At 44.3% G+C, this 14625-nt stretch carries 17 protein-coding genes and 1 pseudogene; 12 read left to right on the top strand and 6 right to left on the bottom strand.

The genetic code is table 11. The features are described from left to right. Nucleotides 1-157: 157 nt before the first annotated feature. Nucleotides 158-1156: a 1-aminocyclopropane-1-carboxylate deaminase/D-cysteine desulfhydrase gene (locus JC525_RS02645; protein WP_198814236.1), complete on the top strand. Its 999-nt coding sequence runs from the start codon at nucleotides 158-160 to the stop codon at nucleotides 1154-1156. Between the two features lie 19 nt (nucleotides 1157-1175). On the opposite strand, the gene JC525_RS02650 is transcribed toward JC525_RS02645, so the two are convergent. Both JC525_RS02650 and JC525_RS02655 read right to left on the bottom strand, forming a co-directional pair. Beyond that, nucleotides 1176-1988 carry a sterol desaturase family protein gene (locus JC525_RS02650; protein ID WP_198814238.1) on the bottom strand — a complete coding sequence of 271 codons (813 nt, stop codon included), beginning with the start codon at nucleotides 1986-1988 and terminating at the stop codon, nucleotides 1176-1178. Further along, nucleotides 1975-2403, bottom strand: a complete 429-nt coding sequence (locus JC525_RS02655; RefSeq protein ID WP_198814240.1) for an SRPBCC family protein — start codon at nucleotides 2401-2403, stop codon at nucleotides 1975-1977. Before JC525_RS02655 ends, JC525_RS02650 begins: the two co-directional genes overlap by 14 nt. A gap of 222 nt (nucleotides 2404-2625) precedes the next feature. On the opposite strand from JC525_RS02655, the gene JC525_RS02660 reads away from it, so the two are divergent. From JC525_RS02660 to nspC, 5 genes are all read left to right on the top strand, one after another. Beyond that, nucleotides 2626-3360: an AraC family transcriptional regulator ligand-binding domain-containing protein gene (locus JC525_RS02660; protein ID WP_233094905.1), complete on the top strand. Its 735-nt coding sequence runs from the start codon at nucleotides 2626-2628 to the stop codon at nucleotides 3358-3360. A gap of 12 nt (nucleotides 3361-3372) precedes the next feature. Then, complete coding sequence (locus JC525_RS20075) at nucleotides 3373-3519, top strand: helix-turn-helix domain-containing protein (RefSeq protein ID WP_332874069.1); 147 nt, start codon at nucleotides 3373-3375, stop codon at nucleotides 3517-3519. A 182-nt stretch (nucleotides 3520-3701) separates the two neighbouring features. Then, nucleotides 3702-4112, top strand: a complete 411-nt coding sequence (locus JC525_RS02665) for a hypothetical protein (RefSeq protein ID WP_198814242.1) — start codon at nucleotides 3702-3704, stop codon at nucleotides 4110-4112. Between the two features lie 283 nt (nucleotides 4113-4395). Continuing rightward, complete coding sequence (locus tag JC525_RS02670; RefSeq protein WP_198814244.1) at nucleotides 4396-5598, top strand: saccharopine dehydrogenase family protein; 1203 nt, start codon at nucleotides 4396-4398, stop codon at nucleotides 5596-5598. Nucleotides 5599-5750: 152 nt separating this feature from the next. Further along, nucleotides 5751-6881, top strand: a complete 1131-nt coding sequence (gene nspC, locus JC525_RS02675; protein ID WP_198814246.1) for a carboxynorspermidine decarboxylase — start codon at nucleotides 5751-5753, stop codon at nucleotides 6879-6881. Between the two features lie 58 nt (nucleotides 6882-6939). Here nspC and JC525_RS02680 read toward each other — a convergent pair whose 3' ends face one another. Together JC525_RS02680 and rsmI are read right to left on the bottom strand one after the other, a co-directional pair. Continuing rightward, the gene (locus JC525_RS02680; protein ID WP_198814248.1) at nucleotides 6940-7203 is read right to left on the bottom strand and encodes a hypothetical protein; all 264 of its coding nucleotides are present in this window, start codon (nucleotides 7201-7203) and stop codon (nucleotides 6940-6942) included. Between the two features lie 105 nt (nucleotides 7204-7308). Further along, complete coding sequence (gene rsmI, locus JC525_RS02685) at nucleotides 7309-8145, bottom strand: 16S rRNA (cytidine(1402)-2'-O)-methyltransferase (RefSeq protein WP_198814250.1); 837 nt, start codon at nucleotides 8143-8145, stop codon at nucleotides 7309-7311. A gap of 141 nt (nucleotides 8146-8286) precedes the next feature. Between rsmI and JC525_RS02690 the strand changes: the two genes are divergently transcribed. From JC525_RS02690 to JC525_RS02715, 6 genes and pseudogenes are all read left to right on the top strand, one after another. Further along, nucleotides 8287-10287: a penicillin-binding protein activator gene (locus JC525_RS02690; protein ID WP_198814252.1), complete on the top strand. Its 2001-nt coding sequence runs from the start codon at nucleotides 8287-8289 to the stop codon at nucleotides 10285-10287. Nucleotides 10288-10292: 5 nt separating this feature from the next. Then, nucleotides 10293-10634: a YraN family protein gene (locus JC525_RS02695; RefSeq protein WP_198814254.1), complete on the top strand. Its 342-nt coding sequence runs from the start codon at nucleotides 10293-10295 to the stop codon at nucleotides 10632-10634. Between the two features lie 133 nt (nucleotides 10635-10767). Continuing rightward, nucleotides 10768-11364 (top strand): phosphoheptose isomerase, encoded by a 597-nt coding sequence (locus JC525_RS02700; RefSeq protein WP_105929513.1) that lies wholly within the window; start codon nucleotides 10768-10770, stop codon nucleotides 11362-11364. Nucleotides 11365-11374: 10 nt separating this feature from the next. Continuing rightward, nucleotides 11375-11962: a BON domain-containing protein gene (locus JC525_RS02705; RefSeq protein WP_198814468.1), complete on the top strand. Its 588-nt coding sequence runs from the start codon at nucleotides 11375-11377 to the stop codon at nucleotides 11960-11962. 40 nt (nucleotides 11963-12002) lie between these two features. After that, nucleotides 12003-13367 carry an MFS transporter gene (locus tag JC525_RS02710; protein ID WP_198814256.1) on the top strand — a complete coding sequence of 455 codons (1365 nt, stop codon included), beginning with the start codon at nucleotides 12003-12005 and terminating at the stop codon, nucleotides 13365-13367. A 124-nt stretch (nucleotides 13368-13491) separates the two neighbouring features. Then, a pseudogene (locus JC525_RS02715) lies at nucleotides 13492-13854 on the top strand (response regulator transcription factor); the annotation flags it as partial. 20 nt (nucleotides 13855-13874) lie between these two features. Here JC525_RS02715 and JC525_RS02720 read toward each other — a convergent pair. Beyond that, nucleotides 13875-14207: a hypothetical protein gene (locus JC525_RS02720; RefSeq protein ID WP_198814258.1), complete on the bottom strand. Its 333-nt coding sequence runs from the start codon at nucleotides 14205-14207 to the stop codon at nucleotides 13875-13877. Between the two features lie 45 nt (nucleotides 14208-14252). Further along, the gene (locus JC525_RS02725) at nucleotides 14253-14528 is read right to left on the bottom strand and encodes a hypothetical protein (protein ID WP_198814260.1); all 276 of its coding nucleotides are present in this window, start codon (nucleotides 14526-14528) and stop codon (nucleotides 14253-14255) included. Nucleotides 14529-14625: the final 97 nt, after the last annotated feature.

The following is a 14625-nucleotide window of genomic DNA, read 5'->3' on the forward strand; positions in this document are numbered from 1 at the left end:
CTCCCATCACAAGGGATATGAAAAAAACGTGAGTTATTATAGTTGCCATATGTATGCTCTATATCAGCGTAATAAAAATTACAGGTTTTTTATTGCGTTTATATCTGGTTATACTCTCGCCAATATGCATTTGATCAAATAAGACCAGGTTCTTTACGTGCTACCGCTTGAAGCTTTCAAAACATCGCTTACTCTCCCCTCCGCCTTAGTGTCTATTTCTCCTGAATGGAAAGGCGCAGAGAACGTATCGCTTTATGTGAAGAGAGACGACGCGATACACCCGATAATTTCAGGTAACAAGTGGCGAAAATTAAATCATTCGCTAACGCAACCTTTTCCTAATGCCATAATAAGTTTCGGCGGTGGATTTTCTAACCATCTTCACGCTTTGGGCTTTGTTTGTTTTGAGCTCGGCATTCCTTTTACAGCGATTGTTCGTGGAAATTATTCCGCTAATCCTTCGCCAATGATTGAAGATCTCATTCAATGGGAAACAACAATCGAATACGTCAATAGAAAAACTTACCAAAGACGTAATGAAAGCGCGTATTTAAACGAACTTCATAACAAATATCCTGACGCCCTTATTATTCCCGAAGGAGGAAGCCAAACTCGGGCACTTGCAGGTCTTCAAGACATGATGAATGAAATCGACCTTGAATTTGATGTTATGGTTGCCCCAGTCGCTAGCGGTGCCACTTTAGCTGGGATTATCCGAGCTCTAGATAAACGTAACAAGTGCGCTTATACAGAGCTTCAAGATATGCCCTCTTCTGCTTGTAATGCTATAGGTATTGGCGTGCTTAAAGGCGAAGGCTATTTAGAGGAATTGGTAGAACAATTCCTTCCTAACTCGCTCAAAAGGGAAAATAACCGCCATATTGAGTCGAACCAAAACACTGCAAATTTACCGACGCAAACCACTCACCCGTTTTGGCATATTAAACACAATTATCACTGGGGCGGATATGCAAAAGCACCGTCTGAACTCGTTGCCTTTTGTGACGATTTTAATAAAACGATGCCCTTTGAAATTGAGCCAGTGTATTCAGGAAAAGCCTTTTGGGCCGTGAAAGATATGCTGGCTAAAGGTAAGTTCAAAGACGGTACACGCATTATTATCTTGCACACTGGCGGTCTGCAGGGTGCAAGATAAAATTTTTTGAACTATCTAGCTAATCAGCAACAGGATAGCCAAACAGTCTCTTTAGCTTTGCTCTAACTCCTTTTGCCTGCCGAAGCTGTTCACGCAACACACCTATTTGACTAAAGTTAGCGCTAAGGGGGTTGTCCTTGGGCATTTTTCCTACAATGCCGTACTTTATCGTTATTGCTTTATCTTCTTTAGCATAGGTGCCAAATAACCTATCCCAGATAATGAGCACACCACCGTAATTTTTATCGATGTAGGGCTTGTTTGTCGCGTGATGAATACGGTGATGAGTAGGCGTATTAAACACATATTCAACCCACCCCAAGTTTCCAACGGTTTGCGTATGAACAAAAAACTGATAGGCCAAGTTTATTGCAACAATTGCAAATACCAGGCTTGGTGAGAACCCCACTAAAATCATTGGTATCCAAAACAGCCACATACCAACAAACGGGTATAGAACGCTTTGTCTGAAAGCCGTGGTGAAATTCATTTTCGTCGAGCTGTGGTGCACCACGTGCGCCATCCAAAACCAGTGTATGTTGTGTGAGGCCCGATGAAACCAATAATACAAAAAATCCTGAAGCATAAAGCCAGCAATGAGAGAAATAGCAGTAAGCTCAATCTTAAACAGCGAATACTGGTGAAGCCAAATGAATGCTGGCATGAGAAGAAGCAGCACTAATGCATCGGCTCCTTGGTGAAGCAAGGCTAAAAGAGCATTGTTCACGCTGTCTTTAACGTTATAAAACTGCCGAGCTTTTTTATATTCAATTAAAACACAAAGGAGAAAAACTGGGCTTAAGCCAAGTAATACAAGTTCAACAGGGATCAAAACGGGCTCCTAACTTATTCAAACACTGCTCAACATCGTTTTGTAGAAGGCGTTGCAGCAACCAAGCGGGTAAATACCAAGGTGCACTGCAGGTAATGCGATAAGTGACTAGGGTGCAGTTTTCATGGGGCGTAAACGTAATAACGCCGGTATGTTGTTTAACGGGAAAATCACCAACTACGGTATATTCAATGTATTGGTCGTCTGCGTGAACAATTTTCTCTTTAAAGCACACGCCTAAAATAGTTACCGCTCTCACGCAGCCTTTGCCACCGCTTACCTCATTATCATCTTCCGGCTGAAGAACCTTGAACGACGCATTGAAAAAGTCGCTTAGATTTTGATGGTCGAGTAAGGTGTCGCGAAGTGCCCGCGGCGTTGTTGCAATATATTTCTGATAATAAACGTTAACCATGTCGTACTTACTTTGTATGAACAACAAATAGCATAATTTGACATTTGCTACCTATCTTGCGCTAATACGCCAGTATTTTTGTTATTTTGCGACAAAGAGATGCCATCCGTATCGTCAGCCTATCAACAAAGCGTTGTGAGTTTCTTGGTTAGTCTAGGAATCGACTATCAGGAGATACCCGCACCCCTGCGCCCTGATCCTTTAACTTGCAGCAGGGTATCGATGGAAGATTACGTTAATTTACTCAACAAAGGGGCAGATTTAACTGGTGACTCCTTGTTCGGCTTCGCACTAGGGAAACATATTCAGGCCAAAGATTATGGTGTGCTGGGGTATTTGGTTGAAAGTTGCGAGAACCTCGAACAAGCCATTCAAGCATTGACGCGCTTTGATGCATTAGTGGCAGATATCGGTACCACGACCGTGCTTTATGAGATTGATAACACGCGCATACAATGGACGCCGCGATGTATCGACTGCAAACAGATGGTGCTGCGCAATACAACTGCTTGGGTTGCTACGGTATACAAGATCTTAGGCCCAGCTTGTAAACTTACTGCGATAACCTTCACCTTCTCACTGGACAAATCAGAGCAAGAAATACTGCAGGAATGGTTTAGCTGTCAGGTAATGGGCAATGCTGAAACCAACGCTATTATTTTCCCTAGGCACCTGCTCCACGTTCCCTTTACAAGCGAAAACAAAGCGATGTTTAATGCGCTTGTAGAAGTAACCGAAAAAGAACTTTTGGATCAAAACAAAAGCGCTGTTTCCCAACTTACAAACAATAAACAGGAAGAAATAAAACATAAAGCAATTGCTCTTTTGAGGGCTAATCCAACACTTAAAAACTGCGATCAGCAACGCATTGCTAATGCACTTTTTATCAGTTCCAGGACCCTGCAGAGGAAACTTAAGCTCAGTGGAACGAGTTTTCAGCAAATATTAAATGACTAGCGAAAAGCGCGCGTGGATAAACTATTAATAAACCACACGATTGCCGACACCGCAGACTTACTTGGTTTTCAGGAGCAGTCTTCCTTTACTCATGCCTTTAAAAAGTGGTTTTCGACCACGCCGATGAAGTATAAAAAGCGTTTAGTGAATCAAGAGTAATGTCGCCTATTTTGAAAGAAGGTGAATGTGAGTCAGGGTTCGCCTACGAAAGGCGATAAACGCTTAACTTTCTCTCGACACATTAATTCTTTCTACCCCTTTGTCGATTATTAAACTATTGTGACGTTGAAAGCGTAGGTATTAACGCGTGTCTAGCAACGCTAACTCACAGGAGATAAGCTATGATCGACCGTCCAGTTTCATTGCCAACGCCGTTGAACATTCTGGTTTCTAAGTCACTGCAGTTATGTGAGTATATGTTACCCGTTTGTGATGTATTTTATCCTTTTGCGGCCATTTATGAGAAAGGTCGGATTGGCTGTATTTTCAATGAGGAGGATCGAGGTAAGAAACGCGAGTCTCAACTCATTGAACAGTTACAGTGGCGTATTATTGATACGACAACGGATACAGACAGTTACAGCGTTTTGGTCTACGCCGCCACCGTCAACACACAAAATAGCAAGACGTTAGACGCAATTGCGATTGCAACTGCCACACCCGACCATGAAGAACGCCTTATTCTTTATCCTTACTACAAGGTAGATGGCAAAGTTGTCATATCACCACCTATCGATGCTGTTACACGGTAACATTAGCAACTTTACTATTTGTTGTTTTTACAGGTTGTCTTGTGTAAACCTACTCTAGGTTTCACATCACCGAGAAATTTGACGTGATACAACTTAGAAGCAGAACTGGTGAGGTGAAAATTCTGACTTAAAAAGGAGTTTTCCTTCGCGGTCTATTTCACTTCACATTGTTTGTTACGATTAAAATTTTTTGTACTGTCATGGGCTGTCTTTGCTTGCCAAATCCGGTTGGTCTGCTAGCATTCAGCCCAAAATTCATTAGCAAAATTAGGGATTAGTTATTATGTCTCGCGTTTTAATTATTGGTGCTGGCGGTGTTGCGTCGGTAACCGTGAAAAAATGTGCACGTTTACCACAACATTTTGACGAAATTTACTTAGCAAGCCGCACGGTATCTAAGTGTGAAGCGCTACAGCAAGAAGTAGGAGCGGATCGCGTTAAAGGTGTCTTCGCTGTTGATGCAGATAACGCGAAGGAAGTTGAAGCACTTATCAACGAAGTAAAACCAGACCTAGTAATCAACCTAGCGTTGCCATATCAAGACCTTCCAATCATGGATGCATGTCTTGCAACGAACACTGATTACTTAGACACTGCTAACTACGAGCCAAAAGACGAAGCGAAATTCGAATACTCGTGGCAGTGGGCTTACCAAGATAAGTTTAAAGACGCGGGTATTATGGCCCTGCTTGGCAGTGGTTTCGACCCTGGCGTAACTAACGTATACACGGCATACGCGGCGAAGCATTACTTCGACGAAATCCACTACCTTGATATCGTTGACTGTAATGGCGGCGATCATGGTCAGGCTTTCGCGACCAACTTCAACCCTGAAATCAACATTCGTGAAATCACTCAGCGCGGACGTTTCTGGGAAGACGGTGAGTGGAAAGAAACCGACCCACTGACTGTACGTGAAGACCTAGACTACCAAAACATCGGCGTTCGTGCGTCTTACCTGATGTTCCACGAGGAGCTGGAATCTATTGTTAAGCACTTCCCAACCCTTAAGCGAGCGCGCTTCTGGATGACGTTTGGCGATGCTTACTTAAACCACCTGCGTGTACTTGAAGGTATTGGTATGACTAGCATTGAGCCAGTTGAATTCCAAGGTCAGAAGATTGTACCTCTAGAGTTCTTAAAGGCAGTGCTGCCTAACCCTGGCTCACTTGCTGAAGGTTACAGCGGTATGACGTGCATTGGTACCTACATCACAGGTATTAAAGATGGCAAAGAAAAAACGATCTTTATCTACAACAACTGTGACCACGCGAAATGTAACGAAGAAGTGGGCGCGCAAGCGGTATCTTACACCACAGGTGTTCCGGCGATGATCGGTGCGGCGCTTATGCTTAACGGCACGTGGAAAGAAGCAGGTGTATGGAACATGGAACAATTCGATCCAGACCCATTCATGGACATGCTTAACGAGCACGGCCTACCTTGGCACGTACTTGAATGTGAAAGTAGCCCTTTCACTAAATAATTAAACATAGGGCGCTTTTTCTAAGCGCCTTTTTTAATTGAAACCTCTGTTATTGACCTCACCCATCTTAACTTTGAGCTCTGAGTGTATGTGTAATACAGTAGGAATTTCACGAATATTGAAAGTCGTTATATTTTTGGAGCTTTATCCCATTGACCGATTTAACCCAACGCACTGATATTCCTTCTCCTTGCTACGTACTGGAAGAGGCTAAATTAATTCGAAACCTTGAATTGATGAAACGAGTTCAAGATGAGTCTGGCGCGCGGATTATTCTTGCGCTTAAAGGCTTTTCGATGTGGTCTTGCTTTGACATTATCAAACAGTATTTGCATGGCGCGACAGCCAGTTCGGTATGGGAAGCAAAGCTTGCCGCTGAAATGGGCAAAGAAGTTCATGCCTATTCTCCAGCTTACAAAGCTAACGACGCAAAGGAACTGGCTGGCTTGGTCAATCACCTGTCTTTTAATAGCTTGTCTCAGTGGAATACGCATAAAGACGCACTAGCAAACGTGTCGTTAGGCCTTCGAATCAATCCTGAACACCAGGAAGCAGATACGCCATTATATGACCCAGCAGCGCCGGGATCACGGTTAGGTATACGCGCCAGTGAGCTAGAAGGCGTGGACCTGACGGGTATCGAGGGTTTTCACTGCCATAACCTTTGTGAGTGTGATTCTTTTGCTACTGCACGTACCCTTGAAGCTATCGAAAAGCGTTTTGGTAAATGGCTTGGCCAGTTAAAATGGTTGAACTTGGGCGGCGGGCATCTTATGACCCGTGAAGGTTATGATGTTGATCACCTCATCAAAACCCTAAAAGACTTCAAAGCTCGCTACCCTCATTTAGATGTTATCCTTGAGCCAGGTTCTGCTGTTGCGTGGCAAACCGGGCCGCTCATTTGCGAAGTTGTTGATATGGTCGAAAATGAAGGTGATATCGCTATTTTGGACATTTCAGCGACAGCACACATGCCAGACGTACTAGAAATGCCCTACCGCCCTACAATTTTGGGCGCCGGTATGCCAAATGAAAAAGCACACAACGTGAAGCTAGGCGGCAATTCGTGTCTTGCTGGTGACGTTATTGATACTTATTCATTCGACGCCAAGCTCAAGGCAGGTGATAGATTACAATTTGAAGATATGATGCACTACACCATGGTGAAAACTACGTTTTTCAACGGCGTAGAGCACCCTGCTATTGGCATTTTGCGTTCAAATGGTGACTTCGAATTAGTACGTGAATTTAGCTACGAAGACTTTAAAGGCCGTTTGTCGTAAACACGTTACAAACACAAAACCCGCCAACTGGCGGGTTTTGTTTGTCTCAACTTTACGACTAAACCACCCCGCTTCCCGACGCAGTTTCAGATTTATCTATCTCGCCTTCAGCTAACACTTCATCATCTAATTCAATTTTAAACGTTGCACCCGGCTTGCCTTGCAGGCTGTAGCGAAAGCCGTACATTTCACCTTCATTTAACGATACCTCAGTGGAGGTATTAGGGTGAATTAGATCGTAAACGCCAGAATCGTTGGCTTGAGAAAATATATCTACCAACCATTTGCCTTCCGACATGGTGATCTTTAGTGTCTTAGTCATCTGCGCCTCCTTTAGCATTTTGCCCTTCGCGTGATTAGGGCAAATATTGAATCTCTTACTTTGTATTCGACAGAGACACTTAAGATCAATCTTGCTTGCGACGACTTACGCTTTTGCATCGAGTCCGGCTTGATAAAGCGCATTCTTTTTCAAGTCGTAATGACTGGCGACTACAGCTGCTGCCTTTTTCAGCGGCATATGCTCACAAAGTGCGTTTAACAGCGACATCGCTTCACTTGGAATTGCCTGCTCACTTATTTGAGCGGGCCCGATCATGACGACAAACTCACCTTTTTGATGAGCGGGCTCAGCATTCAAATAATCAAGTACATTTTGTGCACTACCACTGACGTAAGTTTCAAAGGCTTTAGTAAGTTCCTTTGCTACAACTATCTGACGCTCTCCAAGCACACGCTGGATATCGGTAACCGTGTCTAAAATTCGGCGTGGCGCCTCGTAGTAAACGGTAGTGAAAGTTCTGTCTAAAAGAGAAGACAGCACACCTTCTCTCGCTTGTGTTTTAACGGGTAAAAAACCTTCGAACATAAATTTGTCGGTAGGAAGCCCCGACGCGCTTAACGCCGTTATAGCAGCGCATGGGCCAGGTAAAGCACTCACAGGAATGCCTTGTTCTCGGCATTTACGCACTAACACAAAGCCAGGGTCACTGATAAGCGGCGTACCGGCATCACTAATTAGCGCCACCGACTCTCCGCCTTTTAAACGCTCACATAGCATTGATGTTCGCTTATCTTCATTGTGCTCATGCAGCGAAAGTGTTTTAGTTCCAATGCTAAAGTGCTGTAAAAGACGGGCACTATGGCGGGTGTCTTCTGCCGCAATCCAGGTAACCTCACTAAGGATGCGAATGGCTCTGGCGCTAATGTCATCTAAGTTACCGATAGGCGTTGGAACAATATATAGGGTGGCGGTGTCTGTCATAACAGTGGTGTAGTCTTTCGTTAAAGATAAAGATAATGCGATAAGTGTAACACGCCATTAGTCCAGATTATGCTGGCAAGCGTAGATTTTCACTGTGGTTAAGATAAACTTGACCTATCACGATGTAAAAGGAATGAAACTGTGCGTCATATCGGACAAGCTGGAAAAATGTTTACGCTGTCAGCCGTCGCTTCTGTACTGTTGCTAGCAGGCTGTGGAAGCACGCCTCGATCTCAATCTAAACCTGTGCAAGTGAAGCCTTCACCTATAGAGACTACCCAAGTTGATGATAATGTAACGCCAGAACATAAGCTACTTGAAGCTAAAAGAGTGTGGGCCCGTACACGCGACAAAAATCAGCGCGATACCTTGTTGCTCCAAGCTGCTGACTTATACATCCAGAATCAACAGCCGGTTCTCGCACAACAAGTTCTCTTTGAAGTTAAAGAAGACGGCATTTCAGAAGCAAACCAGTCTTATTATTCGTTGCTAATAACCAAAGCTTATGCGGGAACAACCGATGCAGCCCCAGAAGATTTGCTGGCAATGCTTGATAACGTCATTGAAACAGGCGAAACGGCTTACCAGAAAGCGGAACTACAAACACAGCTTTACTCTCGGTTGGGAAACTTTGCGGCAGCGGCAAATAGCGTATTAAAAACGCATTTACCAGACGAGCAAAAAGTAAAGCAAGTATGGGAATGGATGACTTCTTTGCCTAAAGAATCGCTTATTGCTATTGGAGAAGAGTATCCAGCACTAACTCCATTTATTACATTGCGAGAACTCACCGAAGAATACGCTTCATCCCCCATCAAACTTGCCAATAATTTGCAGCAGTTCCAACAAGTTTATCGCGGTCACGTGCTTGAAAACACGTTGCCGCAAGACGTTGTTAAAGCCGCGCAGCTGACCGACGCTGGCGCTAACGATATCGCGGTGCTGCTGCCACTTTCCGGAAGATTGGCGCGCACAGGTCAAGTAGTAAAAGACGGCATTATGGCGGCGTATTATACCGATGTAGAAAAGCGCCAAGATGAACATCTTTTACCGCGCTTGCGATTTATAGATACCAACGGCGCAGATAGTCAGGAATTAATCACCAAAATTGCCGACACTAAATTTATTATAGGTCCTTTATTAAAGGAAACGATCGAAAGCGTAATACCTAATCTCCCCGTTGGGGTTAATGTATTGGCGCTTAATCGCCCCGACGAGTTACCAGAGCGTTCAATCGCTCAACCTACGCCAAGTTCTATTGCTACTCAACGAGTAGACGTTGACAGTGACGCGGGTAACGTGGACTTGGCAGAGCCAAAGGCACAAGATGAAGTGAGTGAGTTAAATTTACCTGTCTCATTGAATTATTATGGACTTGCCCCAGAAGATGAGGCGAAACAGCTTGCCGAACTCATCTTTAACAAGGGGTATAGAGCTCCTATTGTCATTGCTGCGCAGAATAGTCTTTATCAGCGAATGGACGACACGTTTAAAGCCCACTGGAAAGCGCTCAACAGCGCCGAAAACAAGCAGCGCGCTAATATTACGTCAGTCACATTCAACGACAGCAACTCCCTTCGCGAGGGCATTACTCAAGCGTTAGATGTTGCGCAAAGCAACGAGCGCATTAATCAAATTGAGTATATGACAAATGACGAGGTATACAATATGCCCCGCAGTAGACGGGACATCGACGCCATCGTTGCGTTCTCATCACCTCAAGACACCGAATTGCTTAACCCTATAATCGAAGCGAGCTTAAATCCATACGATGGTAAGCAGGTGCCTGTTTATGCCACCTCGCGCTCGATGGATTACGACAGCGGTAAGAACCAATGGCGTGATTTACAAAACGTTCACTTTATAGACATGCCATGGTTAATGCCGTCACATAAATGGCAACCATTAGAACAAGAAGTACAACAAGCATGGCAAAACCAAAATACCATGCAGAAGCGGTTATTCGCATTTGGCTTTGATGCCTATCAGTTGCTGCCTCAGTTAGGCATGCTTAATACGCTGAAGTACCTTTCGCACGACGGACTGACGGGTAACTTGTCGTTAAACCAACGAGGTGAAGTTGTTCGCAAACAGCCGCAGGCCATTATACGCAACGAAAAAGTAAGAATGCTTTCGGAGTAAATACAATGTCAAAACTGCAAGGGAATGCGGGAGAAGATAAGGCTTGTAATTATTTGATAGAACAAGGCCTTGAACTAAGGTGTCGAAATTACTACACCAGACGCGGTGAACTTGATCTGGTTATGCAAGATGGAAACACCATTGTATGTGTTGAGGTTAAATACCGAAAAAGAAACCAGTTCGGCAGTGCGCTGGAATTTGTTACTGCTAAAAAACTACAAAGAATTCAGGCTGCGTTTGAGTTCTATTTGTTAGATAATGGTATTAATTCAGCGTCTACTCCCCTACGGATCGACGTTATTGCCATAGACGGGCATAACCTTCAATGGTTGAAAAACGTAGGCTAGAGATATTTCTTTACGCATTGTTAAAAGAACAAAGCATACGATTTCGGTGTATTTAGGTATAAGTTGTTACTCAAATTACCGTAATTTTTTTCATATCCATAATTCCCCGTCTTTTTAAAAAGAGATTAGAAGTATGATTGAACAAATTAAAGCGAACTTTACAGAAAGCATTCAAACTAAAATTGCAGCTTCAGAAATATTGCCTGAGTCTATCGAAAAAGCAGCCAATATGATGGTTGAAGCGCTTATTCGCGGGAATAAAGTACTTAGTTGCGGAAACGGTGGTTCTGCCGGTGACGCACAGCACTTCTCTTCTGAAATGTTGAACCGCTACGAGCGCGACCGCCCTAGCTTGCCGGCCATAGCGTTGAGTACAGATACTTCTACACTTACTTCCATTGCAAACGACTACAGCTACGACGAGATTTTTGCTAAGCAAGTTCGCGCGCTCGGTCAACCAGGTGACATTCTTCTAGCCATATCTACAAGCGGTAATTCGCGTAACGTTATTGCGGCAATGGAAGCAGCCCTCTCTCGTGATATGACCATTGTTGCCTTAACCGGTAAAGACGGCGGCGAAATGGCGGGATTTTTGAGTGAGCACGACGTGGAAATTCGCGTACCTTCAAACCGAACTGCTCGTATCCAAGAAGTACACTTATTAGTCATTCACAATTTATGTGAATGTATTGATGATAGCTTATTCCCTGCTGACCATGGTGACGAGTAAACAAAGCACTATGATTAAAAGCGCAAGATATTTAGGATTACTTGGGGCTGTTCTTGCTTTCGTACTAAGCTTACAAGGCTGTGTAGTAGCGGTAGGTGCAGCGGGCGCGATGGCTGCAAAAGTCGCTAATGACAGACGTACTGTGGGTACGCAGCTTGACGATCAAAACGCAGATGCAGCGGTATCCTATCAATGGTCTAAAAGCGACGCACTGAAAGAGCAAGCCAACCTTCAAGTGGACTTATATAACGGCGTAGCGCTGTTAACTGGGCAAGCGCCAAGTCAAAGTCTCATCGATGAAGCCGTTAGGCGCGCTCAGGAAGTGAGTTATATCAAGAAGATACACAATCAAATTCGCATAGGCGACCCCATCGGCGCGGGAACACAAGCTAACGATATTTGGCTAGCATCAAAGGTGCGTACCAAAATTGTTGCAGATGAGCGCGTTCCTGCTCTTCAAGTTAAAGTGGTTGTACAAGATTCAGAAGTCTTTTTAATGGGCAGATTAACTAACCTTGAAGCCACTGCCGCTGTAGATATTGCTCGCAATATCACGGGTGTAGCTCGCGTCGTTAGAGCCTTTGAAATTGTTCAATAGAGAGTTAGCCACTGCCCTTCTGGTTGCAGGGGCACTCTTTATGGAAATTTTAGATGCCACGGTTATTACCACGGCGCTTCCCGTTATTGCTGCTGACTTTAATGTACCGGCAGCCCACCTTTCTATTGGCGTGTCGGCCTATTTAGTGGCCGTTACGCTCTTCATTCCTTTAAGCGGCTACGCTGCTGACAAATTTGGTGCTCGCACAATATTTATAGCGGCGATTGCCGTTTTTACTCTGGCGTCGGTGCTGTGTGGCTTAAGCACAACCTTATTCGAATTTACCCTATCTCGAATCCTGCAGGGCTTAGGCGGCGCCATGATGGTCCCCGTGGGCAGGTTAGTGGTTCTGCGGGATTTGCCCAAAGAAAAACTAGTAAAAACCGTAGCCATTATCACATGGCCCGCCTTGAGTGCACCGCTATTAGGCCCCGTGTTAGGCGGCTATATAGCGACTCACTTTAGCTGGCAGTGGATTTTTTATATGAATATTCCACTGGGTATCATTGCCATCATCGCGTCTCTCTATCTGCTTAGAAATACCAAAGGCGATGTGGGTAAATTCGACGTTAAAGGTTTTCTACTTACCGGCGTCGGCTTCGCGCTGTTTATGGCAGGCATTGAATTTCTTGCCAGCGCCAGCGATAAACTTCTTCAATCGCTAGGCATCATCGCCATTGGCCTAGCGCTCATGGTATTTGCAATACGGCATGTCAAAAAAGCCAAAAACCCGCTATTTTCATTTGGTGCCATGCAGCACAAAACGTTCAGGCTTTCTGTTTACGGTGGTTCTGTTGTGCGTGTAGCACTTGGCAGTGCCCCGTTTCTTGTGCCGCTAATGCTACAGCTAGGGCTAGGCTACTCGCCTGTAGAGGCTGGCTCTTTGTTGCTATGGCTTTTTGCTGGAAACCTAGCAATAAAGCCAGCGACAACGTGGATCATGAATACCTTCGGCTTCAAACGCGTGCTTGTAGTAAACGGTGTGCTCATCGCCCTTGGCTTTGTGGCGCTGGCGATGATAAACCACACGACATCGTCATTTACTATTGCCGCTATTTTGTTTGTTAACGGTATCACTCGCTCAATGCACTTAACGCTAATAAACACCATTGCTTTTGCCGACGTTCCACCCAATAAAATGCGAGACGCAAACACGTTGGGCGCAATTCTAATGCAAATGAACCGCGGCTTAGGCATCACGCTTTCAGCCCTTGCCATCGCTGTTGCAGCGCTTATATTGGAACAAAGCCCTGATACACCTAACTTGCAAACATTTTCTATCGCAATGCTGTTTATGGGAGCGATAGCCCTTGTCAGTATTTATGACAGCCTATTATTGTCAAAAGAAGACGGTGTGTCTGTGTTAAATAAACGCAAAGCGAAAAAAGGGCGGCAGACGCAATAACCTTTTCAGTACACACATAGTGTCTCAACCTTATTGCGTTTCTTCTTTGTCATTCGACCTTTTTCACTCAGGCTGTCCTGACCATATAGTGACAAACGTCACATCCTATTGATGATCTTTGTGACTAACCACATTTTCAAAACCAGGTTATATCAAGCGGGCGTTAAGCTTAGGGGTAAAAGGGTTTATTTTAAAAGAATCGGATAGCGACTATTTAATAAAGGCAATTCACGCTGTATCTGCCGGAGAAAAGGTCATTTCCACCGAGCTTGCGATCATGGCATTAGATGACAACAACCCGCTATCAAAAAAAGAAATGTCGGCGCTTAAGCTGGCATCAGAAGGGCTGAAAACTCAAGATATAGCCCGGTCGCTGTTTTTATCTGAAGGAACCGTAAGAAACTACTTGTCAGAAGCGATATCTAAGCTAGACGCCACAAACCGAGTAGACGCTGCCCGCATAGCGAAACAAAAAGGCTGGCTCTAACGATGGCCAAAAATGCTAATTTAAAACCAAGGTGTCGTGATGCTTTTAGATGTAGAGACTTTTAGCTTTTCAGATAGTCCGGTAAGCACCCGTTCAGGCCCATATACAATACCTCGGTGGTTAGCTGTCCAAATACAGGTTAAAATACTGGTTCCTTTGCGCAACTCACATTGCCATTTAGCGGTAGTTTCGGTTAGTCGTTCGTAGTCATCCTCAATCTCCCAACCACTGTCAACATGGTCGACAATAAGTTGTTCAAATTGAGCGAACGGAATAGGCTGAATAATTACCCATTCCTTTTTCTTGAATTTGTTCTCTAATCTCGATTTCTTAAAACTGGTAAACAACCCCACGCTTCAACTCCGTATGATTGATAGGTCTCACGACTATAAGCGCCTTTAGTATTTCGACACCGTTCCCATAATTTGCCCTGACGGTGTGGGGCACGAACACGAGGTTCCAACCATTTCACCATTTGACGTAGGACATACGCCATATTCGCCATCACCACTATAGCGACATTGATTACCAAACTCTGGTTTAGCAGTCGCGACTCTTTCCCCCCTAGTGGTGTGATCTTCTTCATCGTCAGGTAAATACACAGTGTAAGTGCAGCTAAAAAGAAGCGATGTGGCTATCATTACGCTGATGCGGGAAAGTACCTTTAAACTCATTATTACTTATTGTGCATTTTTAGAACAGTCTTAAAGCTAAGCTAATAATGAAGATAAAACAAGAAAAAATAAGCAAAAAAAACCAGTCTTACGACTG

Origin of the sequence: Alteromonas sp. IB21 (assembly GCF_016405965.1) — a bacterium.
GTDB lineage: Bacteria > Pseudomonadota > Gammaproteobacteria > Enterobacterales > Alteromonadaceae > Alteromonas.